Origin of the sequence: Pseudomonas cyclaminis, from assembly GCF_015163715.1 — a bacterium.
In the GTDB taxonomy this organism is placed as follows: domain Bacteria; phylum Pseudomonadota; class Gammaproteobacteria; order Pseudomonadales; family Pseudomonadaceae; genus Aquipseudomonas; species Aquipseudomonas cyclaminis.
The window spans coordinates 26283-51229 of sequence record NZ_JADDUM010000041.1; the positions used below are offsets into that span (position 1 = coordinate 26283).

General features: G+C 59.6%; 41 protein-coding genes. 35 read left to right on the forward strand and 6 right to left on the reverse strand.

What is annotated here, in order from left to right:
- Positions 1–30: 30 nt before the first annotated feature.
- The 6 genes from IQK56_RS07235 to IQK56_RS07260 all read right to left on the reverse strand — a co-directional run bounded on the left by IQK56_RS07235 (position 31) and on the right by IQK56_RS07260 (position 3522).
- Positions 31–258 (reverse strand): hypothetical protein, encoded by a 228-nt coding sequence (locus tag IQK56_RS07235; protein ID WP_193862348.1) that lies wholly within the window; start codon positions 256–258, stop codon positions 31–33.
- Entirely contained in the window at positions 255–428 is a 174-nt protein-coding gene (locus IQK56_RS07240; RefSeq protein WP_193862349.1) for a hypothetical protein, read from the reverse strand. The genes IQK56_RS07235 and IQK56_RS07240 overlap by 4 nt, the downstream gene beginning before the upstream one ends.
- Before the next feature lie 34 nt (positions 429–462).
- A complete protein-coding gene (locus IQK56_RS07245) occupies positions 463–729 on the reverse strand; it encodes a hypothetical protein (protein WP_193862350.1) in 267 nt (88 codons plus the stop codon).
- Between the two features lie 948 nt (positions 730–1677).
- Complete coding sequence (locus IQK56_RS07250; RefSeq protein ID WP_193862352.1) at positions 1678–1935, reverse strand: hypothetical protein; 258 nt, start codon at positions 1933–1935, stop codon at positions 1678–1680.
- Between the two features lie 15 nt (positions 1936–1950).
- Positions 1951–2154 carry a hypothetical protein gene (locus tag IQK56_RS07255; protein WP_193901616.1) on the reverse strand — a complete coding sequence of 68 codons (204 nt, stop codon included), beginning with the start codon at positions 2152–2154 and terminating at the stop codon, positions 1951–1953.
- Positions 2155–2865: 711 nt separating this feature from the next.
- On the reverse strand, positions 2866–3522 hold the full coding sequence (locus IQK56_RS07260) for a LexA family protein (RefSeq protein WP_181125207.1): 657 nt from the start codon (positions 3520–3522) through the stop codon (positions 2866–2868).
- A gap of 99 nt (positions 3523–3621) precedes the next feature.
- Here IQK56_RS07260 and IQK56_RS07265 point away from each other — a divergent pair, with 99 nt between their 5' ends.
- The 35 genes from IQK56_RS07265 (at position 3622) to IQK56_RS07440 (ending at position 24945) form a co-directional block, all read left to right on the forward strand.
- Entirely contained in the window at positions 3622–3825 is a 204-nt protein-coding gene (locus tag IQK56_RS07265; RefSeq protein ID WP_181125206.1) for a helix-turn-helix domain-containing protein, read from the forward strand.
- A gap of 29 nt (positions 3826–3854) precedes the next feature.
- Positions 3855–4043, forward strand: coding sequence for a hypothetical protein (locus IQK56_RS07270; protein ID WP_010568074.1), 189 nt, complete (start codon positions 3855–3857; stop codon positions 4041–4043).
- A gap of 334 nt (positions 4044–4377) precedes the next feature.
- Positions 4378–5136 carry a phage antirepressor KilAC domain-containing protein gene (locus tag IQK56_RS07275; RefSeq protein WP_193861877.1) on the forward strand — a complete coding sequence of 253 codons (759 nt, stop codon included), beginning with the start codon at positions 4378–4380 and terminating at the stop codon, positions 5134–5136.
- The gene (locus IQK56_RS31080) at positions 5133–5885 is read left to right on the forward strand and encodes a hypothetical protein (protein WP_246500172.1); all 753 of its coding nucleotides are present in this window, start codon (positions 5133–5135) and stop codon (positions 5883–5885) included. The genes IQK56_RS07275 and IQK56_RS31080 overlap by 4 nt, the downstream gene beginning before the upstream one ends.
- Positions 5882–6622, forward strand: coding sequence for a replication protein P (locus IQK56_RS07290; RefSeq protein WP_193861878.1), 741 nt, complete (start codon positions 5882–5884; stop codon positions 6620–6622). Before IQK56_RS31080 ends, IQK56_RS07290 begins: the two co-directional genes overlap by 4 nt.
- Entirely contained in the window at positions 6619–7281 is a 663-nt protein-coding gene (locus IQK56_RS07295) for a hypothetical protein (protein ID WP_193861879.1), read from the forward strand. The genes IQK56_RS07290 and IQK56_RS07295 overlap by 4 nt, the downstream gene beginning before the upstream one ends.
- A complete protein-coding gene (locus tag IQK56_RS07300; RefSeq protein WP_193901618.1) occupies positions 7278–7601 on the forward strand; it encodes a hypothetical protein in 324 nt (107 codons plus the stop codon). Before IQK56_RS07295 ends, IQK56_RS07300 begins: the two co-directional genes overlap by 4 nt.
- Complete coding sequence (locus IQK56_RS07305; protein WP_154845434.1) at positions 7598–8068, forward strand: hypothetical protein; 471 nt, start codon at positions 7598–7600, stop codon at positions 8066–8068. The genes IQK56_RS07300 and IQK56_RS07305 overlap by 4 nt, the downstream gene beginning before the upstream one ends.
- Positions 8065–8334, forward strand: coding sequence for a hypothetical protein (locus IQK56_RS07310; RefSeq protein WP_193901620.1), 270 nt, complete (start codon positions 8065–8067; stop codon positions 8332–8334). Before IQK56_RS07305 ends, IQK56_RS07310 begins: the two co-directional genes overlap by 4 nt.
- Positions 8331–8936: a recombination protein NinG gene (locus tag IQK56_RS07315; RefSeq protein WP_193861881.1), complete on the forward strand. Its 606-nt coding sequence runs from the start codon at positions 8331–8333 to the stop codon at positions 8934–8936. The genes IQK56_RS07310 and IQK56_RS07315 overlap by 4 nt, the downstream gene beginning before the upstream one ends.
- Positions 8933–9514 (forward strand): hypothetical protein, encoded by a 582-nt coding sequence (locus IQK56_RS07320; protein WP_193861882.1) that lies wholly within the window; start codon positions 8933–8935, stop codon positions 9512–9514. Before IQK56_RS07315 ends, IQK56_RS07320 begins: the two co-directional genes overlap by 4 nt.
- A 225-nt stretch (positions 9515–9739) precedes the next feature.
- Positions 9740–9997: a hypothetical protein gene (locus IQK56_RS07325; protein WP_193861883.1), complete on the forward strand. Its 258-nt coding sequence runs from the start codon at positions 9740–9742 to the stop codon at positions 9995–9997.
- A 70-nt stretch (positions 9998–10067) separates the two neighbouring features.
- Positions 10068–10385, forward strand: coding sequence for a hypothetical protein (locus tag IQK56_RS07330; protein WP_193901622.1), 318 nt, complete (start codon positions 10068–10070; stop codon positions 10383–10385).
- A complete protein-coding gene (locus tag IQK56_RS07335; RefSeq protein ID WP_193861884.1) occupies positions 10382–10615 on the forward strand; it encodes a hypothetical protein in 234 nt (77 codons plus the stop codon). Before IQK56_RS07330 ends, IQK56_RS07335 begins: the two co-directional genes overlap by 4 nt.
- Positions 10599–10817, forward strand: a complete 219-nt coding sequence (locus tag IQK56_RS07340; protein ID WP_106804551.1) for a DUF7940 domain-containing protein — start codon at positions 10599–10601, stop codon at positions 10815–10817. Before IQK56_RS07335 ends, IQK56_RS07340 begins: the two co-directional genes overlap by 17 nt.
- Positions 10814–11314, forward strand: a complete 501-nt coding sequence (locus IQK56_RS07345; RefSeq protein ID WP_193861885.1) for a DUF2514 family protein — start codon at positions 10814–10816, stop codon at positions 11312–11314. Before IQK56_RS07340 ends, IQK56_RS07345 begins: the two co-directional genes overlap by 4 nt.
- A 51-nt stretch (positions 11315–11365) precedes the next feature.
- The gene (locus IQK56_RS07350; RefSeq protein ID WP_193861886.1) at positions 11366–11989 is read left to right on the forward strand and encodes a putative metallopeptidase; all 624 of its coding nucleotides are present in this window, start codon (positions 11366–11368) and stop codon (positions 11987–11989) included.
- A 31-nt stretch (positions 11990–12020) separates the two neighbouring features.
- Complete coding sequence (locus IQK56_RS07355) at positions 12021–12494, forward strand: DUF2280 domain-containing protein (RefSeq protein ID WP_193861887.1); 474 nt, start codon at positions 12021–12023, stop codon at positions 12492–12494.
- Complete coding sequence (gene terL, locus IQK56_RS07360; protein ID WP_193861888.1) at positions 12494–14044, forward strand: phage terminase large subunit; 1551 nt, start codon at positions 12494–12496, stop codon at positions 14042–14044. The genes IQK56_RS07355 and terL overlap by 1 nt, the downstream gene beginning before the upstream one ends.
- Positions 14045–14078: 34 nt before the next feature.
- On the forward strand, positions 14079–15449 hold the full coding sequence (locus IQK56_RS07365) for an anti-CBASS protein Acb1 family protein (RefSeq protein WP_193861889.1): 1371 nt from the start codon (positions 14079–14081) through the stop codon (positions 15447–15449).
- Positions 15424–15567 (forward strand): hypothetical protein, encoded by a 144-nt coding sequence (locus IQK56_RS07370; RefSeq protein WP_193861890.1) that lies wholly within the window; start codon positions 15424–15426, stop codon positions 15565–15567. The genes IQK56_RS07365 and IQK56_RS07370 overlap by 26 nt, the downstream gene beginning before the upstream one ends.
- A gap of 48 nt (positions 15568–15615) precedes the next feature.
- On the forward strand, positions 15616–16386 hold the full coding sequence (locus IQK56_RS07375; RefSeq protein ID WP_341869493.1) for a phage head morphogenesis protein: 771 nt from the start codon (positions 15616–15618) through the stop codon (positions 16384–16386).
- Positions 16387–16411: 25 nt separating this feature from the next.
- On the forward strand, positions 16412–17575 hold the full coding sequence (locus tag IQK56_RS07380; protein WP_193861892.1) for a DUF2213 domain-containing protein: 1164 nt from the start codon (positions 16412–16414) through the stop codon (positions 17573–17575).
- A gap of 2 nt (positions 17576–17577) precedes the next feature.
- Positions 17578–18072 carry a structural cement protein Gp24 gene (locus IQK56_RS07385; RefSeq protein WP_193861893.1) on the forward strand — a complete coding sequence of 165 codons (495 nt, stop codon included), beginning with the start codon at positions 17578–17580 and terminating at the stop codon, positions 18070–18072.
- 5 nt (positions 18073–18077) lie between these two features.
- On the forward strand, positions 18078–19106 hold the full coding sequence (locus IQK56_RS07390) for a DUF2184 domain-containing protein (protein WP_193861894.1): 1029 nt from the start codon (positions 18078–18080) through the stop codon (positions 19104–19106).
- 68 nt (positions 19107–19174) lie between these two features.
- On the forward strand, positions 19175–19507 hold the full coding sequence (locus IQK56_RS07395; protein WP_193861895.1) for a hypothetical protein: 333 nt from the start codon (positions 19175–19177) through the stop codon (positions 19505–19507).
- Between the two features lie 42 nt (positions 19508–19549).
- Entirely contained in the window at positions 19550–19969 is a 420-nt protein-coding gene (locus IQK56_RS07400) for a DUF4054 domain-containing protein (RefSeq protein WP_193861896.1), read from the forward strand.
- A complete protein-coding gene (locus tag IQK56_RS07405) occupies positions 19970–20569 on the forward strand; it encodes a hypothetical protein (RefSeq protein ID WP_193861897.1) in 600 nt (199 codons plus the stop codon). It begins immediately after the preceding gene.
- On the forward strand, positions 20566–20934 hold the full coding sequence (locus IQK56_RS07410) for a hypothetical protein (protein ID WP_193861898.1): 369 nt from the start codon (positions 20566–20568) through the stop codon (positions 20932–20934). Before IQK56_RS07405 ends, IQK56_RS07410 begins: the two co-directional genes overlap by 4 nt.
- A complete protein-coding gene (locus IQK56_RS07415) occupies positions 20931–21476 on the forward strand; it encodes a phage neck terminator protein (RefSeq protein WP_193861899.1) in 546 nt (181 codons plus the stop codon). The genes IQK56_RS07410 and IQK56_RS07415 overlap by 4 nt, the downstream gene beginning before the upstream one ends.
- A gap of 18 nt (positions 21477–21494) precedes the next feature.
- Positions 21495–22637, forward strand: coding sequence for a DUF3383 family protein (locus IQK56_RS07420; protein ID WP_193861900.1), 1143 nt, complete (start codon positions 21495–21497; stop codon positions 22635–22637).
- A 10-nt stretch (positions 22638–22647) separates the two neighbouring features.
- Entirely contained in the window at positions 22648–23055 is a 408-nt protein-coding gene (locus IQK56_RS07425) for a hypothetical protein (protein WP_108574112.1), read from the forward strand.
- A gap of 3 nt (positions 23056–23058) precedes the next feature.
- The gene (locus IQK56_RS07430; protein ID WP_193861901.1) at positions 23059–23460 is read left to right on the forward strand and encodes a hypothetical protein; all 402 of its coding nucleotides are present in this window, start codon (positions 23059–23061) and stop codon (positions 23458–23460) included.
- A gap of 11 nt (positions 23461–23471) precedes the next feature.
- A complete protein-coding gene (locus IQK56_RS07435) occupies positions 23472–23624 on the forward strand; it encodes a hypothetical protein (RefSeq protein ID WP_193861902.1) in 153 nt (50 codons plus the stop codon).
- A complete protein-coding gene (locus IQK56_RS07440; protein WP_193861903.1) occupies positions 23617–24945 on the forward strand; it encodes a hypothetical protein in 1329 nt (442 codons plus the stop codon). Before IQK56_RS07435 ends, IQK56_RS07440 begins: the two co-directional genes overlap by 8 nt.
- Positions 24946–24947 lie beyond the last annotated feature (2 nt).

Genomic DNA, 24947 nt, shown 5'->3' on the forward strand with positions numbered 1-24947 from the left:
ATTGTAAGTGTTTGTGGTGTGGTTACGCCGTCAAGCGGCGGAAGGGGTGGAGGCGTTGTAGTTGACGTAGATTTTGTCGATGCGCGCCCGGAAATAACGGTGCTCGGCTTCGTCAATGACCCGCAGCATGAAGGCCAGGGTGACGCACGATGTAGCAGCGGAGCTGGCATTAGGTTTGCCCAGGTCGCGGATCATGTTTTCGATCTCTCCCTCAATCCAGCTCACAGCGTTCTGATGATCTCGCTGTGCGACGTTCATTCCGTGCCTCCTACTGGCGGGCAGATAAGCTCCATCTGAGCCATGACGGCACCTATGCGCAGCTTGAGGCTGGCGCGCTCTTTGAGGCGCCGAGCCTCGCGCTCAGTAAGGTCGTCAGCCGTGTACTCGTGGAACAGGTCGACGTGCTGCTTCTTGCCAAAGTTGGGCAAGTCCCAGCGCCTGTCGGATTCCCTAGCCTGGGCGCTATCCGCGTAGCTGGTTGGCATCGCGGGTCTCCAGGCGCCGAGCCAGGGCGCAGGCTTCGTTGTGGTTGCGGCGAAACCCTTTCACCTTGCCGGTGGCGGAATCAACGACGTGGAAGAACTCACTCCCGGCCGGGATGACCCGGTAAAGCGGCGAGGTCTTCGGTGCGCTGGAGCCGACCAGGCCAAGGCAAAGCGCCAAGGCCATATTGCGGCGCTGATTCATTGCGAGCGCTACATCGCAGTAAGCGTGCTGACTTTGGTTCATGGTCAACTCCATTCGTTGGTTCGCCTGTATTCGTCAACACTCATGCCTCCCGCTAGTTGCCGATGGGCGCGGGGTGAGTGCTGACGGGTAGAGGCGGGGAAGGGTGCAGGCGCCCGGCACTGCCCGGGATGTGTCGAGTCTGGCCAGCTATGCCCTCGGACTCGCCTGCGGTGTTCTTCTTCGTTTGGGTTGGGCCTACCTTTCGGCTGATGCGCGGTGACATCGTCGGTCCTGCTTTCCGCTGCCTGTCAGGGTGTCGGGCGAAGCCTTCAGGCTTGCTACGCCACGCGGGTGTATCGTTGATCTACTTCATGGCGGTCACTCCTATCGTTCGCTCACTGGGCAGGCAGTGGCCACCTATAGAATGGGTTGCCGGTCTTTCCCGGCTGTCACGGCGCTTGTGCCAGATCAAGGTAGCTCGCCAATACCAGGTTGGCGCTGACCCTGCGCAATGCGGGTTGAGCTATTCGCCGGTTGGTGCAGATGACCGGAGCTGATCCCGGCACGACTATTAGCGGCCTTAGTGACACCGGAGTTTCACCGGGGCGAAGGTTTCAGCCGCTTATTCTTGGACTCGCCGTGGCCATCTGGGCGCTTACTCACTCTACCGGCCACGATTCCCGAGATCCCTCAGGTCTTACACTCGCCCGTCAGCCCGGGCATTCATCTGCGTGTTGCGGTGATGCAGGTGGGCGGTTATAGGCCGCAGTTTAGTCCGCATCGGGGTGTGATCTATCTCGTCCAGCACGGCGACCAGTTTTTATCCCGTCTTTCCGTCGTCCGTGGCGCCCGAGTTGGCGACCGGCGCTTACTGGTAGATCACACTCCGATGCAGCCTGGTGCTGGGGAGTACCAGGGCCTCGGGTGGGTTAGCCGGGTTCGTCCTGACCACCCAGGACCTCAACCATCACCGGTATAGGGCGGTTAACGACAGACCGTCGCGACACTTCATGAGCGGATCATTTCCTCAGGGTCGAATCCGAACTCACGGCAAAGCGCGCTGGCGACGCCGGAACCAACACCAAAGGCATCACGCACCAGCGCCCAGCGGTACTGGCCGTACTTGGATCGGTATTTGCTCGGCCCTTTCAGGTTGCGAATAGCTCTTCGGATAAGGTCGCGCTCATCAATGTCGCATCCGCTTAACTTCATCACATCGACTTCCTCCCGGTTGTTTTCCCGATGCCCACCGCTCTGGATGGGCATCAGTGAAATGGTCCGTCATGCCGCCTTCAATTCTTTGATCCACTTGTCCCGCGCCTGGGCATCTCGTACGTACTCAGTGGCCCGGCACTCAGCTTTCAGCTTGCCTACCCAGTCACCGGCCGCTTTGCACTTCGCGGCCTCTGATCTGGCAGCCTTGGCGTGAGCTCGGAAGTTCTTCGCCTCGGCCCGAAAGCGGGGAATGTCTTCTTTCGTCAGCATCTTGGTGTCTCCGTTGATTTCCAATGCCGCCTCATAGAAGCGGCATCAGTAAATCTGTGGCGCCCAGGCCCGCTACTGGCGACGGCCTGGGTTTTTTGCGTCAGCGGTGGCTCCCTCTGCGCTAGGGCGGCGCCGCGTATCCCGCTGCTGATTGCAGGTCGGCGGTTCGTCATGGGTGCGGGCTTCGAGCTTCCTACTCACAGCGTAAAACAGCATCTGTTCGCCGTGGATCACAGGTCCTTACAACATGCACGCTACAGCTCTGAGTGCCCTGATTGAGTGGGGCAGGGTGCATGAGGTACGGCGGTCCCAGCCGAAGCTATCGGGCCCGCTAATTCTTGAATTTGGTGTCTATCCCATCTGCCGCTGGGATTCGCGGGGCGCATTGCTTGCCGGGTCATTCGTGCCTACTGGGCATACACGGTTCTGGCGTTTCACCATCGAGCAGCCGTACAAGGTTTTCCCTGTCGTTGGCAGGCTTTCGGGCCTGTCTGCTCGCCGGTCGCCGGTAGAGGCAATGCGGTCTGTTGTTTGTTGCGCTGACTGTTAAAGAGCGGTCAGGCCCTGAGGCCCTGGCGAGTCACTGTTGGGTGACTCGATGGAGTGACTATACGAATCCTCATAATATTGGTCAATACGTTTTTGCATAATATTTTTCATGGGCGTAAAAAAACCCGACCTGAGCCGGGCTTCATTAGGTGTTTTTCTGATCTAAAGCACTGATCTAGGCCATTTTGCGTCAACCACTCGCCCAACCACTGACCAGGTGTCGTCCACCTCTACGGTGGGGAACGAAGGGTTCAAAGGTTTTAGGTAGGCCCGCCCCGAGTCCCATATGAACTGCTTGAACGTCGCTTCATTGGTGTCTATTAGCTTGGCCACGACATATTGACCATTCTCAACGTCGCCACCCGGAGCCACCAGGATCAGCATTCCCTCGCTGAAACTCATTCCGTTGGTCGAGGTCATGGATGGCCCCCTTACCTTTAGCCAGAAACCATTAGGCCCCGCCCAGGCGTCAGAGGGGTGCATCGCTTCGAAGTCGCCTACGTTGAACAAATCCATTGCCTCAGCCGCCACCCCAGCCTGCACCCAACTAATTTCAGGGTATTCGTAATACCGCGTAGGCCCCTGAGCCGATTCAACGTTGGCATCAAAGGTGTCGTCGCCAATTCCATACATAAGCCACTCAGGGGAAACCTTAAGTGCTCTTGCCAGCTTGGCGATAGTAGGCATACGCGGGCTTGCGCTCTCGCCTGACAGTATCCGATTGATCGTTGGCTGAGGAACGCCAGACCTTTTGCCGAGCTGCGTTTCATTCAGGCCGGTGTCGGCCATTTTTGCGCGTATGCGCCCAGCGATATCCATGACTCACCAAATATACGAATGCGGATTATGAGAATTCTATTGCATGGGGCAATGCATATTCGTATGATTCCTCATGCAAAACCTCATAGGATTCCAGTCATGACAGTTCAAGAGATGTTGAATCGCCTTTTCCAGCTCGGGCTGTCGCAGACAGAAGTAGCTGAACACTGCGGCACCACCCAGGCCACGATCTCCCGCGCAACCAGCGGGACGATGGTCGGCTACGGCACAGGAAAAGCTATTGAGCTCTTACTGGCCGAGCGTGAAGAGACCGCCAAGAACACCGAAATTCAAGCCGCTTAAACCCATTCATTAGCCACTGGAGACAAACGATGCACTTTGACCCAAGCCACATGCACGACAAGCCCACCAAGGTCCGCCTGGATGAAGTGGCCGACGACCTGCTCACCGCTATGGCGCGTTTTCAGCGCACGCAGAAAGCAGTTCTCGCCCGGGAAATCCTCGAGCGCGGCCTGAACCAGATGATGGAAGAGCTTAACGCAAAAACCGACGTGGCCTGAAGTTGCCGAGGAGGCCCTGTGCCTGAAAGAAAGCCGCTGGAAATCCAGCTCGATTGGCAAGGAATAGCTGATCTAGAGCTGTTGGCCAGACGCAACGGAGTAACACCCGAGGATCTGGCAGCAACAATTATGAATCGGGCGCTGGATCGAATGACCCGGCCGCCAAAGAGTCGGAGCAACGTCGCTTCCATAGGACGAAAGGGCTGATTAGCCCCTCAGGGACTATTGAGGATCTGCCAATGAAATACCGAACTGCCAAATCACGGGCACAAAAAAGCCAGGTTCGTGGCCTGGCTTCTTGTGCAGCACATACAACAAAGTTCTGGAGCGAATAATGCCTATTCCCCAATCCGTCGTCAATACCAACGAATCCGCGCCACGTTTTTCGATAGCTGAAAACGTGGCGCGGACAATGCCAACCATTGAGTTGCGCGAAATTATCAATGACGCGAGGTCTCTGGCGGGCGAGGCAAAAGTACGCAATGACCAGTTCCTTGCCCGCGTCGAAGACGAACTCGGTGATGAGCTGGAGGGGGTGCAAAAGTATTTCACCCCCCACCATGGCAATCAAGTCGCCACTTATGACCTGACTCTTGACCAATGCATGCTGGTTGGTATGCGCGAGTCAAAGGCTGTGCGTCGATCCGTGCTGAAAAGGCTGAAAGCGTTTGAAGGCCCGCGTGTTATCGCCACGCTCCCAGACTTTTCCAATCCGGCAGCCGCTGCCCGCGCTTGGGCTGAACAGTTCGATCTCCATCAGCAGGCCAATCAGGCCCTGATTGAGGCTGCTCCAAAGATCGCTTTCGTCGACAAATACGTCAAATCAACGGGGCTCAAGGGGTTTCGCCAGACAGCAAAACTTCTCAAGGCCAATGAGTCGAGATTCCGCGATTTTCTTCTCGACAAAAAGATCATGTACCGCATGGGCGGGGAGTGGCAGGCATATCAGCCGCATATCGATGCTGGTCGCTTCGAGGTGAAAACCGATACAGCCGAAAACGGTCACGCGTTCAATCAAACAAAATTCACCCCTAAGGGCGTCGACTGGGTTGCCGGGCTGTGGGATCAGTATCAGCTGGAGACGCGGCAATGAGCATCATCCGTGCGCCTCGGCCTGAGGCGAATTTCTACATGCTCAGCAAGTCGATCAGCGAGGACGTGCGCCTTAGCTGGGCTGCGCGTGGCCTGCTGGTGTTCCTGCTGGGTAAGCCTGACCACTGGGCCGTGTCAGTCACTCACCTGCGCAACGAGACCTCAAAGTCTTCGAAGCCTACCGGGCGTGACGGTGTTTACGGCCTACTGCAAGAGCTGATCACCGCCGGCTACGTCCAGCGCCGCCAGGATCGTTTGGGCTCTGGTTTGCTTGGCGAAACCCACTATGTCGTCTCTGAATCACCGCTTCCGGCTTTACCGTATACGGCTGCACCGCTTCCGGCTCAACCGTATCCGGCAAATCCGACACTAGTAAGTATTGAAGGTGAGCAAGGACTGAAACAGCAAGCAAGGACTGAAAAACCTTCGGGCGCTAAAGCACCCTCGCGCACTAAGGCTGCAAAGTTTGATCCGGTGACCGCCAAGCCTGAAAGCGTCAGCGACCAGACCTGGCAGGACTGGTGCCAGCACCGCGCCGAGATTAAGCGTCCACTGACCGCCACCACCTGCGCAAAGCAAGCCAAGACCCTGGCAGGCCACCACGACGCTGACGCAGTGATTAACCAGTCCATCAGCAACGGCTGGACCGGCCTGTTCCCGGACAAGGTGGTGCCTGGCGGCAAAACTGTCAGCAACGGCCCGGACTTCTACGACCAGTCGTGGCGCACCGATACGAGTGATGACCTATGAAGAACGTCACTCAGATGATCCCAGGTGCTGCGCGGGCCCTGGCCACCGCCACCCCTTATCAGGCCCCGGCGCAGACCGGAACCCAGCTGGGCGTTGTGGATGACGCCACCGGTGAAGTGGTCGAGCGCCTGTTTCGGCAGTTGCAGGCCATCTTCCCGGCCCACAAGCAGGCATGGCCAGACGACAAGACCAAGGCTGCCGCGATGCGCAACTGGACTATGGGCTTCATGGCCGCTGGCATCCGTTCTCTGGAGCAGATCCGCTATGGAATCGAGCAGTGCCGGAAAAGCGGCTCACCGTTCGCTCCAAGCGTCGGCCAGTTCATAGGCTGGTGCACGCCTGGACCTGAGGCTTTCGGGCTGCCAGCGAGCGCTGACGCATGGGTGGAGGCATTGATGGGCGTCTACAGCCACGAAGGCGTGAAGATCGCGGCCATTGCCACCGGCCTGTTCGACCTGCGTTCCGCCAAGCAGGAAGACAAGGGCCTGCGCCAGCGCTTCGATCACAACTACGCCGTGGTGATCCGCCGCGCCCAGGAAGGCCAGCCGTTGGACGGCAAGATCCTCACCGGCATCGGCCACGACAGCCAGAAGACCGACTTCGAACTCGCCAACGAGCTGGCCGACCAACAGGCCCGGGCGCGAATCCTTCAACAGGGCATCCCGACTGACGGCAAATCGGCGCGTGCGCTGCTGCTGGCCAAGTTTGGCAAGAAGACCACGGAGCAACGGACATGACCGACAACAAAAAGCTGAAAGTATTGTGCGAAGCGGCGCCGACTGGACCTTGGTTGGTCGAAAATGACTCCCTGTATTTCAAGGATGACGGGTACACCCGGCATCTGCTGGAAGCTGATGCAGGCCATGACGTAGAGGATGAGGCGTATTACGCCGCGCTGAAATTCATCGCCGCAGCCAATCCCTCCGCTGTCCTGGCCCTGATCGCCGAGAACGATCGGCTGAAGACGTTGCGTAGCACGACCGAACGTGATCTTGCGCAAGAGCTTGAGGTTTGGCGTAACGGGCCTTCTTGCTGGAGTTGCAGCGACACCGGTGATGTGCATGACATCGTCGGCGAATGGCGCGGCCAATGCGATTGCAATGCGACCAAGTTGATTGACGCTGCCAGCGAGCGCGACCAGCTCAAGGCCGAGAACGCCGGGCTACGCACCGGCTACGAAGCCTACGAGCAGGTGAATGCTGAGCTAAAGGCTGAGAACGAGGCGCTGCGTGATTATCTCAACCTTCGCGTATCTGCAATGCCGCGTGATCGCCTACGCGAGATATTCAACACAGCTTACTACGGGCCGCGCGAACTTGGATCGGACGGTGAGCAATGCCGCGCTGGTGTGCTTGCAGTGATCGGCGCCGCCATGGGTCAGGGAAAGCAGTCATGACTCAGCTCACCGAACTCGAAAAGTGGATCAAGCGCAACAATCGAAAAAAGCCAAAGCTGGTTCGCTCCGAAGGGATCAACCACTACATCGTTTACTTCGACAAGGGTAAAGCTCGGGTCGGGATTGTGCATGACGGCATGTACAGCCGCTACGGGATCATGTGCTACGGCGCCATGCCTAACACCGACCCGTTCTACTGCTGGCAGGCCCAGCCTGGCGCATGCGACGAGGGCGACGTGAAGGTGATGGTCGACTACCTCAACGGGGTGAGCGAGCTTCCAGACTTCGACTTCGCGTCGATCAAGGGGGTGCGTCCATGACCGACAAAATCAGCGTCAACTGCCGCTCCATGCTCACTGAGGCCATCACCCGCATGTCCAAGATGTTCGAGGACAAGCACTTCGTGGTGGTGAGTCTTCGCCCTGGCAAGGACCGCACACTCGACCAGAACCGCCTTTGGTTCGCGATGTACAAGCGCATCGCCGAGATGACCCAGTTGGGCGACCCAGCCGAGGCGCGCAAGTACTGCAAGCTCCATGTCGGCGTCCAGATCCTGCTGAACGATGATTCAGGGTTTCAGGCTGAGTGGTACCGGGTGATGCGCCACCTGCCGTACGAAACGAAGCTGGACATGATGGGCGAGTGCCACCTGTTCGGCCCGGATGGCTTCCCGGTGACCAGTCTGTTCAATCGCGCACAGGGCATTGCCTATACCGACCGAATCGTCGCGCGCTTTGCACCCCAGGGCGTGTACTTCTCTGACCTGCTTAGCCAGGAGGCCGCATGAGCCATAACTTCAAATCCGGCGACCTTGCCCTCACGCTTCGGAGTGGGCTCGGCTTCCCAGCAATGACCACGGTAAAGCTCGACGTATTCCTGCGTAACGGCGAGACGGCGCAAGAGCCAGACGGCTGCCTCTGGACTCCGAAGTTTGACGGCTGGGTCGTTTATCGCGAGGACGTGGATGGCGCGGACTTCTTCCGTCCTGAACATCTGATGCCCCTTCGCGGCGACTTCACCCATGAGCAGCAGAAAGCCAGGGAGGCTGTATGACCATCGAACGGAAGCCGGCCAAGCCGAAGAAATGCCGCGTTGCTACGTGCAGGGCCTCATTCGCACCTTCGCGCATGGGGCAGGCTGTTTGCAGCCCGGCGTGCGCTCTGATCGATGGGCCGCGTCATGCCCCGAAAGCCCGCAAGGCCCTGGATCAGATCGAGCGCGCCGAGATCAAGGTTCGCAAAGAGAAGCTGAAGAGCAGGGCGGATCATCTGCGCGAAGCCCAGGCCGCGGTGAACGAGTACGTGCGCCTGCGTGACGCGCACCTGCCCTGCATCAGCTGCGACTCGACGCCCAACGACAACGACCTCATGACGGGAAGCCGCTGGGACGCCGGGCACTACCGATCCGTAGGTGCCTGCCCGGAGCTGCGCTTCGAGCCGCTGAATATTCACCGGCAGTGCGTGAAGTGCAACCGCAACCTATCCGGCAACGCGGTGGAGTACCGCATTCGCCTTGTGCAGCGCATCGGCGCCGAGAAGGTCGCCTGGCTGGAAGGGTTGCATGCGCCCTGCAAGTACACCGTGGAAGAGATCAAGGCCATCAAGGCCAAGTACCGGGCAATGACCAGAGAGCTGAAGAAGGGGGAGGCAGCATGAAGATCAACTCAGCGCGCCAAGCGTGGCATGACTGCAAATACAACCCTGCCCCCGGCCAGACCTCTGACGTTGTGCAGTTGGGCGTGGTGGTACAGAACACCGAGCGCGGGCCCACGGCTAACCACGCGGTGCACGGGGCGTTGGCTGGGCATATCCAGTCGGCAATCGCCCGACTGCACCCGCAGATCCGTGTCTTCGGCGACTTCATGTACGCCGCCGAGCAGAGCGACGATATCCGAGAAGCGGCGGAAGAGGTCGTGTTCCTGATGGTGGTGGGCAAGTCGCCACGGATGACGGCAGCCAAGCGCGAGAAACTGGAGTTCGTGGTGAAGGGGGTAATGCGCCGGTACCGGCATATGCATCAGGGCGGCCAATCGGCCAACGAAGACCCGCTGAACAACGCCGAGAAGTTCCGGGCGTGGCTGTGGCAGGTGTTCGAGGTACGGCTGGAGTCGTGCAATTGGGAGCGAGATTGGGGTGGCGTGCTGCAACTGATCTTCGAGTGCTGCGAGGATCTGGACCGTCGCGCATTGAGCCCCGTTGCAGCGGTAATTTACGAAATGCGCGAGGCCGCATGAGGGCCTATTGCGTTCCCGTGCGGCTGGTGGCATATTAGCGCCATCCTGATAATTTTGCCTTCGGCAACTTAATCGAAAACCATTAAAGCCTCGCCATCGTGCGGGGCTTTTTCGTTTTCGGCTCCACCACACCCATTGCTCCGAGCTGGGAGTGCCGCTGGAGCTGATTTAAATCCGCAGGCGAAAGACTGATAGGCCCTCCTGCTCGCAACCCGAGGAAACATCATGTCTCCAGTAATGCGCTGCAAAATGGTATGCCACGAAGTCGCCCATGTTCGTCACGCCAACCAAGACCGTGACGATCCACTATGTGATGTCCGGTTTGGCGCGGTGTGCGCTCTTCCAAAAGACCCACCTGGTGAAAACGCTGTGTTCGGCAAGTTCACTCCTGTCGCCGAGTACAAGGCCAAGATCGTGAAGTCCGTCGCCGACAAGCTTGAGCCGGGCAAGGCGTACTACCTTGACTTCACTCTGGCTGATTAACAGATCACCGCCGCTCCTTGCTGCATCTTGGCCTCACCCAATGAGGCCCTTTTAATTCCCTGGTGCCCCTATGACAGAAGTATCGCGCATTGCAGATAGCACGGCGTTCAAGGTCGTCGTGCCGATATTGCAGACGATCCTGTCGGCGGGAGCCATTGGCGCATTTGTGTACGTGGTGGGTTCGCTTGGATCGCTCCAGGTACAGCTCGCCGCCTACCAGACCAATCAAGCCCTGATCGGGCAGCGGGTTGAATCGCTGGAGCGATCGAGGGAGTCGACAGACAAGTTCGTCGACTCCCTGCGCGTCAGCACCCAGCGCCAAGAGTTCAAGATTGAGCAAGTCGTCGAAAGCATGCGTGACCTGGTGAAGAACGGACGCCCAAAATGAAAATTGTGCTGATCGTGATGTTCCTGATTGCCGGGTGCACGACCAAGCCTGTTCCGCCACCCCAGATCACCTACACGGTATCCGGCCTCACTGCCTCGAACTGCGCGCCGTCTGATCGACTGGCTCGACAGCTGCGAGAGGCCCTGAAGAGTCGCGATGAATGGAAGCTCTACGCCGAAAGGCTTGAGAAACTCCCAGCAGCGAAGATATCCCATGACCCTAATCCCTGAATGGCGAAAGTTCTGGCGCATGACCAGCGTTCAACTGGCAATCATCGGTGTTGCCCTCAACGCGGCCGCCGCTGGCTGGTCCGCCTTCCAGGGCGCGGTAGACCCGCTGATCTTCGCCTCGGTGAATATGATCCTCGGTATCGGGGTAGCAGTGTTCCGAGTGATCCAGCAGCCAAAGTTGCGCGACGGTGAACCGAAGTGATCGCCCTTCTGAAGCTGGTGCCGGCCTGGGTGTGGATTGCCCTGGCCGTGGCCGTAGCCTTCGGCATCATGGATATCCAGCTCCAGCGAGCCAAGTCAGAACTGGCCGAGGTCACCGGTGAGCGCGATAACGCAACCGCCAAAGCAGACTCGCTCAGCAAGACCCTGTCCCTACAGCGCCAGGTCACCGCCGACATCAACCGAGCAGCCGACAATGCCCAGACTCAAAACCAAAGCATCCAGGCTGCTGTTGTTGTCGCTGACGGTCGTGCTCGCAGCCTGCAGCAGCAAATCACCGACCTCCTTGCCAGCCGACGCACCTGCACTGCCGAGGTTGCCAGCGGAAGCAAGGCAAGAGCTGACCTTACCGCTCTGCTTGCCGACCTGCGTAGAAGCGCTGACGAAACAGCGGGAAGCCTGGCAGAAGCGCTTGACCGAAGCAGAGTAGCCGGATTCGCATGTGAGGCTGCATACGCAGCTGCGCATAAGAACAGATAGGTCGCGCACGATTTGGCGCATTCGAAATCGTGGCGCGGAGAATTAAGGATCATGGATAGACCATATCCTCCAGCGTCATTGCTTGAGCCTTCCGAGCTATCCGACTTCGGCATCCGACTGACGCCAGCGCCCGAAGTGTGGGAATGGCTGCAGGCCGAGATCCTTGCCGACACCGGCAGCATTCACAACGAAGACCATTCCCACCTACTGGATGCAGACATACAGGTCATGTGGGCCTCGTCGAGCTTCGCCAAGCAGGGCCGCACAGTCCTGGGCCAGGCCGAACAGGTAGCGTTCCGCGCCGGCGGTTGGCAGAAAGCACGGATGGAGCAACAGATGCGTGATTGGTTCGGCGATGTGCCGGCCTACATCATCACCTTGGCTGCTGACTACTGCGCCGAGTGCAGTGACACCGACTTCTGCGCCCTGGTAGAGCATGAGCTTTACCACATAGCCCAGGCGACAGATCAGTACAGCGCACCCAGGTTCACTCAGGAAGGCCTGCCCAAGCTTGAGATGCGCGGACACGACGTCGAGGAGTTTGTCGGTGTCGTCCGTCGTTATGGGGCAAGCCCTGATGTCCAGGTGCTGGTCGATGCTGCAAACAAGCCCGCTGAGGTGGGTAAATTGAACATATCGAGGGCCTGCGGAACCTGCCTGCTCAAGCTGGCCTGATTTTGGACAGGCACCAGACAGGTGAGAATCTATGGCAATCCTTCAAAACGAAGTGAAGGCCTTTATCGTGCAGGCTCTGGCTTGCTTCGATACGCCGTCACAAGTGGCTGAGTTGGTCCAAAAGGAATTCGGGCTGGCCATCACGCGGCAGAAGGTTGAATCGCACGACCCCACGAAGATCTCCGGCAAGTTCCTGGCGAAGCGCTGGGTGACGCTGTTCGAGGACACCCGCAAGCGTTTCCGTGACGACACAGCAGACATACCGATCGCGAACCGGGCATTCAGGTTGCGGGCCCTTGGTCGAATGGCCGAGCGCGCAGAGAACATGAAGAACATCGCGCTCGCTGCTCAGCTGCTGGAGCAGGCCGCCAAAGAAACCGGTGGCACCTACACCAACAAGCAGCAGGTAGATCTCAGCTCGACCGACGGGACGATGACTCCCGCAAAGGACCGCCCGATTGACGCCGAGCTGGTTAAAGCCCTGGTAGACAAGCTGGTGGACTGATGGCTATCAAACCGATCGAGTGGGACGCGCTGAGCCACGCTGAGCGCTCCGCCTTGGTCGCGGCCGGCGAGCATAGCCCCCTAGCCTTCACCAGCCTGTGGTTCAACATCACGCAGGGCGACAGCTTCAGGACGAACTGGCACCACCACTACTTCGACTACGCCGCCCGCCAGATGCTTGCCGGTGACGCGCAGAACATCGTCGTGAACATCCCGCCAGGCGGTACCAAGACCGAGTTCTGGTCTGTGCACCTGCCGGTGTACACGATGGTTAAGCACCGCCGGGTGCGCATCCTGAACACCAGCTATTCCAAGAGCCTGGTAGACGAGAACAGCGAGCGCAGCCGCGCCCTGGTCAAATCCGCCGAGTTCCGCGAGTTCTATCCCTTCGATATCGAGAAGGACAAGGTAGACGACTGGACGCTCGCCAAGGAAGGGAAGCGCGTACACCAACTGTTCAGCCGTTCAAGCGGTGGGCAGATCACCGGTGTCCGTGGCGGCTACATGGGCGACGAGTACAGCGGCCACATCCAGGCGGATGACTGGGACAAGATCGACGACCTCTTCAGTGAGGCGAAGCGCCGCAAGTCGCACACGCGGCTGGTGAACACCCTGCGCAGCCGGAAGGCGCACAGCGGCACGCCGTTCGTTGCCATCCAGCAGCGCGGACACATCGACGATTCGACCGCGTTCCTGCTTTCTGGCGGCATGGGTCTGAAGATAGACCTGCATATCAAGATCCCGGCCCTGGTCAACCAGGAATACATCGACTCACTGCCTGACGGCATCCGCGAACGTTGCATCAAGAGCGTGTGTGGGTCTGAGCAGGTAGACGGCTACTGGTCCTACTGGCCGGCCAAGGAAAGCGTTCACGACCTGATAGCGCTCCGCACGGCTCACCCGTACACATTCAGCAGCCAGTACATGCAAGACCCTGACACGCTGGACGGTGGGATCTTCTCGGCTGACGACTTCCAGTACTACGGCGACGTGGATGCTGGTGCTGATCTGCCAGTGCCGGAGAAGTTCGACTACCGCTTCATCACCGCCGACACCGCCCAGAAGACCAACACCTGGAACGACTGGACTGTGTTTGGTGAGTGGGGCGTGGCCGAGGGCCGCATATACCGGGTTGGCATGAAGCGCGGGCGGATGGACGCCAAGACGCTGCGCCGTGAGTTCGAGGCGTTCGTCAAAGGCGCCTGGGCGAAGAACGGTAAGGCCAACGGCATCCTGCGTCGGGTCTACGTCGAGGACAAATCAAGCGGCACCGGCCTTATCCAGGAGATGGAGAAGCGCCTGCCGCTCAAGGTGACGCCGGTTCCTCGGGACCGCGACAAGCTGACCCGCGCCCTTGACGTGCAAGGCTTTCACGCCGCCAAGCTGGTCTGCCTACCCTACGACGACAACCAAAACTACGAGTTCGTGTGTGAGGTCGCATCCTTCACCGCCGACGACAGCCATAAGTACGACGACCAGACCGACGTGATGATCGACGCCTTGTCCGAGGTTTACATCAAGGGCAAACGATCGATCCGCGACCTCCTATAACCCAATCGGTGACCCCATGAGCAAGAAGGGCTTAGTGCCAGCAGACAAAAAGCTGGGCAAAGCCCTTGTTCGGGCCGCTCAGAAGTACGAGGCACAGATCAAGTCGTCGAGTGATGGCTTGGTGAACGTCGTGTCCGGCCTGGGCACGCAGAAGGCCAAGCGGTCCCACAACCAGTTCCAGTACGGGTTCCTGAATGACTTCCAGCAGCTGGATGCTGCATACCAGACCAGTTGGCTTGCCCGGGCGATCGTGGACTACCCAGCCGAGGACATGACCCGCGAGTGGCGCACCCTCAAGTGCGATGACGCGGACGTGATCCGGGCCGAGGAAGACCGGCTGAACCTGCCTGCCATGGTCAGTGAGGCGACGAGCTGGGCTCGCCTGTACGGTGGCGCAGGCATCCTCATGCTGACCAATCAGGACCTGACCAAGCCGCTCAAGCCGGAGAAGATCAAGAAGGGCGACCTGTACCGCCTGCTGGTCATCGACCGCTTCGACATGACGGCGATGGACCTGAATCAAACCAACATCCTGGCCGCGAACTACTTGCAGCCGGAGTTCTACACCATCGCCGCCGGCGCCCAGATGATCCATTGGACGCACTTTGCCCGGTTCGCCGGTGCCAAGCTGCCACGCCGCCAGCGCGCACAGACACAAGGCTGGGGCGACTCAGAGCTGCGCAAGTGCATGGATGACGTGATGGACATCGTCGCCAGCAAGGACGGCATCGCCGAGCTGATGCAGGAAGCGAACGTCGACATCATCAAGCGTGATGGCCTCTCGGATGAGCTGGCAAGCGATCAGGACGACGCCATCACGGCGCGATACGCCCTGTTCAGCATGATGAAGTCCTCGATCAACCTGGCGCTGCTGGACGGTGAAGAGACCTACGACCGCAAGACCTTGGACCTGTCCGGGGTTGCTCCGGTGCTCGACCTGCTCATGACCTGGATCAGCGGTGCGGCGGACATCCCGCTCACCCGCCTGTTCGGCACCTCCGCCAAAGGCCTAAACGCCACTGGCGAGGGGGACATGGACAACTACTTCAACTCGCTGTCCTCGAAGCGGTTGACGCAGATTGACCCAGGCCTGCGCCAGCTCGACGAGGTGCTGGTGCGCTCGGCGACTGGCGGCTGGCTGAAAGACTTCAACTACGTCTGGAACCCATTCCAACAGCCTGACCTGGTCGAGATCGCCCAGGCCAACAAGGCCAAGGCCGAGACCGACATCCTGTACAAGGACGCCGGCATCGTGCTGCCAAGCCAGATCATGCGCCGCCTACAGGCCGAAGAGCTCTACCAGTTCGACGACAAGAAGATCGAAGCGCTGGAGGCTGATGAGGACCTGACCATGTTCAATGACCCGGTGGACGAGAACGATGACGATCAGCGAACTGAAACGTAAGTTGGGGCTGCCGTTCAACCAGAACCCGTCGCTCGAAGAGATGCGCGCCCACGGCGTCGAGCCCCCAAGGCGCCCACTGATTGCACCAAAGGCGCCACCGCCGGTACCGCGAGGCTGATTCATGAACATGATCGGCATCCAGTACAACGCCAAGCTGCAGCGGCTGGTGAAACAGATCAAAGCGGACATTGCCAAGGAGGTGATGCCGCTGATTCGCCAGCTTGCGCCGGAGTACACGCAGGACGCCGTAGCAACCACTGACGCCTGGTCGGACCTGATCCTGAGCGCCATGTCCCGCCTAATGCAGAAGTGGCAGTCGGAGCGGGTCAGCTCGGGCGCCAACCGTATGGCCGCCGAGTTCGTCCAGTCGTCGCTCAAGAAGTCCGAGCGCGACCTTGGCAAGTCAGCCGGTATCGACGTGTTCAGCGGCTCCAGCGTGATGCAGGACTACCTGAAGGCCTCGGCCCAGCAGAACGCCCAGCTCATCAAGTCCATCCCGGCCAAGTACCTGGAAGAGGTGCAGACGCTGGTAATGGCGAACATGCGCTCCGGCATGAGGCCTGGCTTCATTGAGAAGGCGCTGCAAGAACAATTCGGCGTGACTCAGCGCCGCGCCAAGATGATCGCCCGCGACCAGACATCGAAGATCAACGGCGAGCTGGCTGAGAAGCAGCAGAAGGGCGCCGGCTTCGAGTACTTCCAGTGGATCGACTCCGACGACAGCCGTGTCCGGCACCGTCACTCGGAGATCGCCAACAAGGTCACCGCCTACGGCAAAGGGATTTACCGCTGGGACGACCTACCGCTGAGCTCCGACGGCAAGCCGATCAAGCCCGGCTCCGACTATCAGTGCCGATGCATCGCGCGCCCAGTGAGCGCACGCGAGGTCAAGGCCAACCAAGACGCAGGCAAGACAGCGCCGGGCGTCTACCGCTAATTCATCCAATCCGCGAGGCCGCAACATGAAGTGCACGGTTTTCGACCGGGCTGGGTATCGCATCACCCAGCGAGAGTACACCGATGAGGGGTTCCTCAAGGTGCCAGGCCGTGTGGCCCGCACCGGGATTCAGGAATACCTGGCCCGAGAGCTTGGCCTCGACGGCGACCCGATGCGGGTTGTTCGCGTGTACCGCCCTGAGGAAGAGGTTTTCAACGACGCCTCACTTAACACATACGACGCCTCCGACATCACAAGTCCTCATCCGCCCCTGCTGGTCACGGCGCTTACCTACAAGGGCGTGGCGGTTGGTGTGGTGCGCGGACCAGGGCGCCGAGATGGCGACTTCGTGGTGTGCGACCTGATCGTTAAAGATCAGAAGACCATCGACGAGATCATTGGCGGAAAGTGCGAGCTGTCCGCCGGATATACCGCTGTCTACGACGAAACCCCAGGGGTGACCGAGGACGGCCAGGCATACGACTACATCCAGCGCGACATCAAGATCAACCACGTCGCGATCGTAGAAAGAGCAAGGGCGGGCGCCAATGCTCGCGTTTTTGACCACAACCCAGGAGGCAACACAATGCCTGTACTTATCACCACCGATAGCGGGCGCAGCGTTGATGTTGCTGATCCTGCGAACGCCCAAGTGGTCGCCGACTCGTTCGACCGATTGCTGAAGCGTGCCACTGATGCGGAAACCAAGTCTGATAAGGCCCAGGCGACCGCTGACAAGGCTGCCGAAGACCTGGCCGAGGCCCGCAAAGCTTCGGGCGATGTCGCAATTGGCGAGCGCGTCAAGGCCATCAGCGAAACACAGGCCTTGGCCCGAAAGGTCGCAGGCGACGGTTTCACCTGCGACAGCCTCGACGTGATCGAAATCAAGCGCGCCGCCCTGGCCGTCAAGCGCCCGAAAATGGCGTGGGGCGACAAGTCTGCTGGCTATGTCGAGTACGCCTTCGATGCTGAGTCCGACAAGGATGATGACGAAGAAGACAAGGACAAGGACGAGAACGGCAATAAAAAGGTCAAGTCGCCAACTGGTGACACTGCCGCGCTCTTCGCCCAGTTCGTGCAGCTGGCTAAGGACGGCGCGAACCCGGCCGCTACCACCGACGCCGCACAGACCCCATACCAGGCGCACAAGCAAAGCTTGTCCGGTGCCCACAAACAGAAAGGAGCCTAACCATGCCAGTTCAAGGTGGTAACGCAATCAACCACGGCGTCGCGTACGCGGGCATGGTCGCTGATGGCGAAGTGTCCAACGGCGTCTCCAAGGTCAACAAGGGTACCGTCAACATCGCCTACGGCCTGGGCGTGGTCACTGACGGTGACGACGGCGCCAAGCTGCCGGTAGCCGCTTCGACCGCCGCCCAGTTCATCGGCGTCGTGAAGCGCGAGCTGAACCGTGCCTACACCTCGACCGACGTGTTCGGCGCTGTCGCCAAACGCGACATGACCGTCGAGACCATGGCGCCTATCTGGGTGACTGCTCGCGTAGCAGTCGTCAAGGATGACCCGGTGTACCTGGTCGTCGGCGACGGTACCGGCACCAACCAGGGCCAGTTCTCCAACGTGGTCGGCGCTGCTGCCACTCTGGCAGTCCTGATCCCTAACGCCAAATGGGTCAGCACCGCCGGCGCCGGCGCACTGGCTAAAATTTCTCTGAAGGTCGGGGGCTAATCGACATGACTCAGCTTAAGAAAATCGTCGTAGCCATCGATGCCGCTATCGCGCACCAGATCGGCCGCGATGCATACCAAGTGACCTTCAACGACGGTCTCCCGACCCTCGACGACGGCCTGGCGTTCTACATCAGCCAACTGGCGAGCCTGGAATCTCGTATCTACGAGGCTAAGTACGCCGCGATCAACTACATGGAACTGATCCCGGTCGATACCTCCCTGCCGGAGTGGGTCGATCAGTGGGACTACATCAGCTACGACGGCGTGACTCTCGGAAAATTCATCGGCGCCAGCGCTGACGACCTGCCAGACGTAACGCTGAACGCCAACAAGTCGACCGTTCCTATCGGCTACGCCGGCAACAAGTACAGCTACAGCCTGGACGAGTTGCGCAAGTCGCAGCAGATGCGCATTCCCTTGGACACTACCAAGGCTAAACTGGCCTTCCGTGGCGCCCAGGAACACACCCAGCGCGTGGCTTACTTCGGTGACGCCGCTCGCGGCATGACCGGCTTGTTCAACAACGCCAACTTGGCGCTGTCGAACTCCACTCTGGACTGGTACAACGCTGCTACTACCGGCGACCAGATCGTCGCCGACCTGAACAAGATCCTGGTTGATGTCTACCTCAACTCGGCCACTGTTCACTTGCCAGACACGATCATCTTGGATGCTGCGCGCTTCGCGTTCATCTCGAACAAGCGGATGGGCACCATCACCGACAAGACGATGCTGGAGTACTTCCGCACCAACAACCAGTACACCGCTCTGACCGGTCGTCCGATCAACATCTTCAGCCGCCTGCAACTGTCCGCTGCTCAGCTGGCCGCCGCCGGCGTGTCCAACGGCAACAAGGACCGTATTGTTGCTTACGAGCTGAACGACGAGAACCTGGGCATGCAGGTGCCGATCCCGTGGCGCTCCCTGGCCCCGCAGATGTGGAACCTCAAGGTCAACGTGCCGTGCGAGTACAAGATCAGCGGTGTTGAATTCCGCTATCCGTTCTCTGGCGCGTACCGCGACCAGTTCTAACCAGCCGATCCATGGCCGCCTCCGCTATGCCCGGGGCGGCGGCCAATGATTCCGGGCGAGGATTCGACATGTTCCTGAAGAACGAAGCAGCACGACTGATCACCATCAACCACCTTGTGGATGGCACTGAAACAAGCTACCCGATCCTGCCAGGCGAAAACCCAGCGGTCGAAGTGCCAGACGCTGCAGCCAAGATCGATTTCGTCAAGGCTCTGCTGAAGAGCGGCGACCTGCGCCGCGTTGGCGCTGACGAGCTGGAAATCGAAGACGATGATGAGGGCGACGACGATATCGAAGCGTTGCGTGCTGAAGCCGAAGAGCTCGGCATCGAAGTCGGCCGCTGGGGCGCTCCGCGTCTCCGCACCGAAATCGCCAAAGCCAAGGCTGCCAAGGGCGAGTAACACCCGGGCGCCTAGCGCCCACTCATTCATACCGGAGAGCCCATGATAATCACCCCCGAGATGATTGCGGCTTTCCGCAGCAATCCAGTTCTGAAGGCTTTCGCAGATCCGGTTAAGTGGCCCGACGAGTACATCGTTGAGGCCCTTTGCGAGGCAGGTACCGAGACAGGCTCAAGCCGTTGGGGCGCTCTCGAACTGACCTGCGACAACTTCAAGTGGCGTGGCATGCAGTACTTCGCAGCCCACTGGCTGGCGACCAACTTTGCCACGCTCGGCGCAAACGGCACGCCCAACTCCGAGGCCCGCCTCAACGTGGCCCAGAAGTCGGTCGGCGACGAATCGATCGCCTACCGAGTGCCGCAGATGATGGACGCGGGCACCGACTGGCTCACCTACACCAACTACGGCCAACAGTTCTACAGGCTTAAGAAGCGCGCCGGTATGGGTGCTAAGGCGGTTTAGATGATCACTCTCGACATCCAGGGCTTTCAGGAGCTGCAGGATGAACTGGCGAAAGAGCTGAACGCGCTGAAGTCGAACAAGGTTGTCACCGTCGGCATCCATGAGGAAGCCGGCGACGTTGAGTCGGGTGACCTGACCATGGCCAGTCTTGGCGCTATCAACGAGTTCGGCGCAGACATCAAGCACCCGGGCGGAACATCGTACGGCTACGCCAGCAAAGCTGCTGCCGACCGCGATGAGGTTCGCTTCCTCAAGACCGGCAAGGGATACATGGAGCTGGGCGTGACCCAGGCGCACACCATCAACATCCCGGCCAGGCCATGGCTTGAGCCAGGGGTCGCGGGCGCAACGCCTGAGGTGCTGCTGACCATCCAGGATGGTATGGAGGCAGGCAAGTCGATGGACCAGATCCTCGAGGCGGTCGGTGTGGTGGCCGCAGGCAAGGTGAAGGTCTACATGACCGATCTGAAGACACCGCCAAATGCCGCATCGACCATTCGCAAGAAGGGCAGCAGCAACCCGTTGATCGATACCGGCGCCATGCGCCAGTCGGTCACCCACCAAGTTTCCATTGGTCCCGCATCGGAGGGTCTCGAATGAGCCTGAATATGGAGGGCCAGATCGATGGCGTGTTCGAGAGCGTACCGGCAAGTCGCACCCCGACAGCCGGGGCGTGGGTCGAAGGTATCTGGGTGGCGTCGCCATCTGCTGCGTCTCCATACGTGGTGAATATCCAGCCAGCCAGCGACCGCGAGATAGATTTTGTCCAGCGCGCAGGTGAGCGGATTGTTGATGTTCGGCGCATCTACATCAATCAGGGCGAAATGCAGGGCATAGACCAAACCGGAACCTGGGAATTTCTGGGGCAGCAGTGGAAGTCGGTCAAGTGCGACAACCGCTGGTGGCGGAACTACTGCAAGGTCATCGTCACCAGAATCGACGATCAGTCGGGCGGCCCAGCATGACAAACGAAGAATTATTCAAGAAGCTGCGCCCGATTGTGATGCTGGCGACCGGTGTTCCTGAGTGCCTGCTGGCCGATCAGGTCGGTCCTGGCAGCATGCCTGCGCCAAAGGGCGCCTACGCGACGATCACGCCCAGGCAGTCGGTCAGTGAGCGCGGCCAGGCCAACATCGTTTCGCGCAACGTGCCTGGTGATCAGGTGGAGGTCGATGTGCGAGCGCAGATCATGTGCTCGGCCAGCGTCAACTTCTACCGCGGCGAGGCCCTGATGTACGCCGAGCGCCTGAAGCAGGCCAACAAGCGGCCGGACGTTAGCATGATGCTGTTCAAGGCCAAGATAGGCTGGAACAGCACCGATGCCGTCAACAACCTGACCAGCCTGCAATCGGCCAACTTCGAGCCGCGGGCGCAGATCACCATCCGCCTGATGTACGAGGCCAGCAGCCTGCCGGTCGCCAACAACATCCTGAGTGCCACTGTGGCCCTCGAGAACGAAAAAGCGCAGGTCATCCAGACCTTCACCGTGGAAGTCGATCCCACATAACCCATTGGAGCTAGCACAGTGAGCTATCCTGCTACCAACATCATCCGGATTAATGCCCGGATCAGCCCGGCAGGCCTGGGCAATGCGAACTTTGCCAGCGCCATGTTGTTCGCGCCGCAGGTCGGACTGCCAGTAGGTTTCCTTCCGGACACGTACCGGACTTATTTCACCCTCGCTGCGCTGTCTGTTGATTTCGCGGACACGACCGATACGTACAAAGCGGCTCAGCGCTGGCTTGGCGGAACTCCTGCCACCCGCGAACTGAAAGTTTATGGTGTGGCCACCGCTGATACCACCCGCGTGCAGACACTGAACAAGGCTCGCAACCTGCTCTGGTGGTACTGGACCATGTGGACAGCGCCTATCCTGGCAGTGAAGGCGGACGTGCTGGCTATCGCCCAATGGTGCGAAGACAACACCAGCATGTTCATCGACAATCAGACCGGCGCAGCAGTTGTTGAAATTCGCAACCCTGCGTTGACCACTGACGTGGCGAGCGCGCTGACTACTGCCGGCTTCCGGCATGCGTTCACTGCTGCGCACGCCACTGATGCCTACTCCGGGTCAGCCTTGGCCAAGCACTTCGCTGCGGTGAACTACAGCGCAGACCGCTCTACCATCACCGGCGAGTTCAAAAAGTCGCCAGGCGTGCCCGCAGAGAGCCTTCAAGGCACTGCCTACACGGCGATGCAGGATGCGAAGAAGAAGGCAGTCTTCTACACCGTCGTGGATAACCAAGGATCGACAGACTCTGGCCGATGGTTGAATACGATCACGCACAGCACCTACGGCGAGTTCATCGACGATGTTGTGAACCTTGATGCATGCGTCAACTACCTGACCACATCTCTCTACAACGCAGTGGCCAACCAGACCACCAAGCTTGCCCAGACCCCGGTCGGCCAGGCTGTTTTGATCGGCGCCGCCCGAGCAACCATGCAGCAGTTCATCAATAACGGATACCTGGGCCCGCGCAACTACATCGACCCGGATGACGGGCTCGAGAAGTACACCATCGGTTTCGAGATCCTGACTAAGCCCGAGGACATCCTCGATTTGTCGGAAGCCGACCGTAACGCCCGCAAGTCCGCACCGCTGCGTATCCGCCTGTTCCGCGCCGGCGCCATCCACATTGTTGACGTTGACCTCGACGTTTATTGATAGGTGACCCATGAGCCTGAGTAATTTCTCGAACGACCTTACCGTCGTCACCATCAATGGCCGGCAGATCCAAGACTGGGGCGATACCGCTACCCCGTATACGGACGCGCCGATCGATCCTCGCAGCCAGCTGCGCCGAGGTCAGGGCGGGAACGCCGTCCGTCTCGACCGCCAAAACCCTGGTCGCGAGGTGAACGTTTACCTCAACCCGGGCTCGTCTGACTCTGCATACGTGCAGGGCTTGCTGAACTCGAACGCGAACATCACGCTGACCTTCACCCAGATCGGCACGCTGGAAACAGCGCTTGGCTCGGAAGGCGTGATCGTGAACGACGGCCAGCGCGGCCGGGCCGGTTCAACCATCACGGACGACCAGTTCACGATGCAGTTCAACATCTGGGAAGCGACAAGGGGCTGATAGATGAGCGTGAAACCATTCACAATTGGCGGCGTGCAGTACAACGCCGCCATGGCCAGCGCAGTCGATCAAGACCGCCTGATGTCACTTCTGTCCGGTGCCGTGCTGGAGCGATTCGCCACGGCCGCGCAGGCGGGCATTGAGGTTGATGACCGGGTGCTCTGCTCGATGTTCATGTCGATGCGTCAGGACGTAAAGACCCAGGTTGCAAACGTGCTGATGGGCAAGGTGCTCATCAATGGCACCGAGCGGCCGGTCACCGTCGCCGACTTCGGCGGCAAGATGGTGCAGTACAACCAGTTGCTGGCCGAAGCTCTGCGCTGGAATCTATCCGATTTTTTCGACTGGCTGCCAAGCGGCGAAAAAGGCCCAAGGCAGCCGGGCGCGGAAAGCGCAGCGCAGTAAATTGGTACCTGATGCGCCCGTGTGTCGGGATTGTTGGCGTGTGCCCGCCGCTGTGCACCTGGGCGCAACTTGAAGATGGAACCTACTCCCTAGCCAGCGTAGAGCGCTTCAACCAGGCCATGGATGAGCTGTGGGATCAATACGAGGCTGCGAAGAATGGCTAGCAAAGTACTGAAGTCATTCCTGATCGGCATCGGTTATGACACTAAGGCCCTGGAGGCCGGCGACAAGAAGATTGGCGCCAGCCTCAATGGGATCAAGTCGAACGCACTTGGCATATCGGCGGCCCTCGTCGGGGCATTCGGCGCAGGCGCCAGCGCTATCGTTGGTGTGGCCAACCGCGTAGACAAGCTGGCCATGTCCACGCAGAACCTGCGCACGTCTCAGGCGGCCGTGTACAACTACGGTAACGCCTTGAAACTGATGGGCGGGGATGCGGCGGATGCTGTTGAGACCCTGGCGCATTTTGAAGAGATCCAGAACAACCTGCGCCTCAAGGGTGATGCTGGCCCTATCAATGACCTGGCCACCGCCGGCATTGATGTCAGTTCGCTGTATCAGACGAATACTGGCGAAGAGTTCATGCGCGCCCTCGCGGACATGATCCCTAAGCTGGACGAGGGGCAGCGCGCGCAGGTTCAAAGCTCGCTCGGGCTGTCTGATGGTGTGTTCCGCTCGCTCGCCGGTGGTGTTGAAAAGCTCGACGAGACAATGAAGCGAGCCAATGCGCTGACTGGCAGTGTCGATCAACTCACCGAGAACAGCAGGAAGCTTGCGGACAACTCGGCGCAACTCGGCCTGATCATCGAAGGCGTCAAGAACGAGCTGGCTGATAAGTTTCTGCCAAGCCTTATCGGCGCTACTGCCGGAGTGAACAACTTCCTCAAGGAATACCGACCAGAGATCAGCAAGGGTGTAGATGCTCTGGCCGAGAATCCTCAGGCGACAGCTGGGGTGGGTGTAGGTGCGGCGGCAGCGGTCGCGGGCGCTGGCCTTTCAAAGATCGGGCTTACAGGTCTAGGCGGGGCATTGAAAGGCGCTGGGCAAATTGGCATGGCAATCAGCCTGGCCGACCTCATGACGCCCTATATTGACCCGATGTTCGACAAGCTCTTCGGCGTCGACAGGGCCAAGTCAGACGTATATTCGGGCCAGGTTCAGCGGACCCAAGAGGATGTCGATTATCTTGACCGTAGAGACGGAGCGGCCAACGAGGTTCGGTACGACCCGGATAGCGATATGTTCGGGCATAGGTCAGCCTCAGATAGCATGCCACCTACCAGCGGAACCACGCCGGAAGAAGACCGGCAGGCTTCAGCTGAGGTGCTTGCCGGTGTACTGGCTCGTACCCCTATCAACGTGAAAAACCAGCTGGGCATCACGCTAGAGCTCGACGGCCAGGCCCTGGAAACGAAGATCAACCAGGTCAACGAGCGCCAAAACTACGAAACCCTTGGCGACCTGAAGACCACTACGGAGCGATAGCC

Coding starts and splice junctions, on each gene's coding strand:
- IQK56_RS07410 (WP_193861898.1), top strand. CDS start 20,566: ATGAGCCTGAATATGGAGGGCCAGATCGATGGCGTGTTCGAGAGCGTA.
- IQK56_RS07325 (WP_193861883.1), top strand. CDS start 9,740: ATGTCTCCAGTAATGCGCTGCAAAATGGTATGCCACGAAGTCGCCCAT.
- IQK56_RS07250 (WP_193862352.1), bottom strand. CDS start 1,935: ATGCCCATCCAGAGCGGTGGGCATCGGGAAAACAACCGGGAGGAAGTC.
- IQK56_RS07305 (WP_154845434.1), top strand. CDS start 7,598: ATGACCGACAAAATCAGCGTCAACTGCCGCTCCATGCTCACTGAGGCC.
- IQK56_RS07295 (WP_193861879.1), top strand. CDS start 6,619: ATGACCGACAACAAAAAGCTGAAAGTATTGTGCGAAGCGGCGCCGACT.
- IQK56_RS07235 (WP_193862348.1), bottom strand. CDS start 258: ATGAACGTCGCACAGCGAGATCATCAGAACGCTGTGAGCTGGATTGAG.
- IQK56_RS07400 (WP_193861896.1), top strand. CDS start 19,550: ATGATAATCACCCCCGAGATGATTGCGGCTTTCCGCAGCAATCCAGTT.
- IQK56_RS07425 (WP_108574112.1), top strand. CDS start 22,648: ATGAGCCTGAGTAATTTCTCGAACGACCTTACCGTCGTCACCATCAAT.
- IQK56_RS07300 (WP_193901618.1), top strand. CDS start 7,278: ATGACTCAGCTCACCGAACTCGAAAAGTGGATCAAGCGCAACAATCGA.
- IQK56_RS07350 (WP_193861886.1), top strand. CDS start 11,366: ATGGATAGACCATATCCTCCAGCGTCATTGCTTGAGCCTTCCGAGCTA.
- IQK56_RS07405 (WP_193861897.1), top strand. CDS start 19,970: ATGATCACTCTCGACATCCAGGGCTTTCAGGAGCTGCAGGATGAACTG.
- IQK56_RS07335 (WP_193861884.1), top strand. CDS start 10,382: ATGAAAATTGTGCTGATCGTGATGTTCCTGATTGCCGGGTGCACGACC.
- IQK56_RS07310 (WP_193901620.1), top strand. CDS start 8,065: ATGAGCCATAACTTCAAATCCGGCGACCTTGCCCTCACGCTTCGGAGT.
- IQK56_RS07390 (WP_193861894.1), top strand. CDS start 18,078: ATGACTCAGCTTAAGAAAATCGTCGTAGCCATCGATGCCGCTATCGCG.
- IQK56_RS07265 (WP_181125206.1), top strand. CDS start 3,622: ATGACAGTTCAAGAGATGTTGAATCGCCTTTTCCAGCTCGGGCTGTCG.
- IQK56_RS31080 (WP_246500172.1), top strand. CDS start 5,133: ATGAGCATCATCCGTGCGCCTCGGCCTGAGGCGAATTTCTACATGCTC.
- IQK56_RS07385 (WP_193861893.1), top strand. CDS start 17,578: ATGCCAGTTCAAGGTGGTAACGCAATCAACCACGGCGTCGCGTACGCG.
- IQK56_RS07370 (WP_193861890.1), top strand. CDS start 15,424: ATGACGATCAGCGAACTGAAACGTAAGTTGGGGCTGCCGTTCAACCAG.
- IQK56_RS07290 (WP_193861878.1), top strand. CDS start 5,882: ATGAAGAACGTCACTCAGATGATCCCAGGTGCTGCGCGGGCCCTGGCC.
- IQK56_RS07435 (WP_193861902.1), top strand. CDS start 23,472: ATGCGCCCGTGTGTCGGGATTGTTGGCGTGTGCCCGCCGCTGTGCACC.
- IQK56_RS07430 (WP_193861901.1), top strand. CDS start 23,059: ATGAGCGTGAAACCATTCACAATTGGCGGCGTGCAGTACAACGCCGCC.
- IQK56_RS07330 (WP_193901622.1), top strand. CDS start 10,068: ATGACAGAAGTATCGCGCATTGCAGATAGCACGGCGTTCAAGGTCGTC.
- IQK56_RS07275 (WP_193861877.1), top strand. CDS start 4,378: ATGCCTATTCCCCAATCCGTCGTCAATACCAACGAATCCGCGCCACGT.
- IQK56_RS07380 (WP_193861892.1), top strand. CDS start 16,412: ATGAAGTGCACGGTTTTCGACCGGGCTGGGTATCGCATCACCCAGCGA.
- IQK56_RS07270 (WP_010568074.1), top strand. CDS start 3,855: ATGCACTTTGACCCAAGCCACATGCACGACAAGCCCACCAAGGTCCGC.
- IQK56_RS07260 (WP_181125207.1), bottom strand. CDS start 3,522: ATGGATATCGCTGGGCGCATACGCGCAAAAATGGCCGACACCGGCCTG.
- IQK56_RS07355 (WP_193861887.1), top strand. CDS start 12,021: ATGGCAATCCTTCAAAACGAAGTGAAGGCCTTTATCGTGCAGGCTCTG.
- IQK56_RS07440 (WP_193861903.1), top strand. CDS start 23,617: ATGGCTAGCAAAGTACTGAAGTCATTCCTGATCGGCATCGGTTATGAC.
- IQK56_RS07255 (WP_193901616.1), bottom strand. CDS start 2,154: ATGCTGACGAAAGAAGACATTCCCCGCTTTCGGGCCGAGGCGAAGAAC.
- IQK56_RS07315 (WP_193861881.1), top strand. CDS start 8,331: ATGACCATCGAACGGAAGCCGGCCAAGCCGAAGAAATGCCGCGTTGCT.
- IQK56_RS07320 (WP_193861882.1), top strand. CDS start 8,933: ATGAAGATCAACTCAGCGCGCCAAGCGTGGCATGACTGCAAATACAAC.
- IQK56_RS07415 (WP_193861899.1), top strand. CDS start 20,931: ATGACAAACGAAGAATTATTCAAGAAGCTGCGCCCGATTGTGATGCTG.
- IQK56_RS07245 (WP_193862350.1), bottom strand. CDS start 729: ATGAACCAAAGTCAGCACGCTTACTGCGATGTAGCGCTCGCAATGAAT.
- IQK56_RS07340 (WP_106804551.1), top strand. CDS start 10,599: ATGACCCTAATCCCTGAATGGCGAAAGTTCTGGCGCATGACCAGCGTT.
- IQK56_RS07395 (WP_193861895.1), top strand. CDS start 19,175: ATGTTCCTGAAGAACGAAGCAGCACGACTGATCACCATCAACCACCTT.
- terL (WP_193861888.1), top strand. CDS start 12,494: ATGGCTATCAAACCGATCGAGTGGGACGCGCTGAGCCACGCTGAGCGC.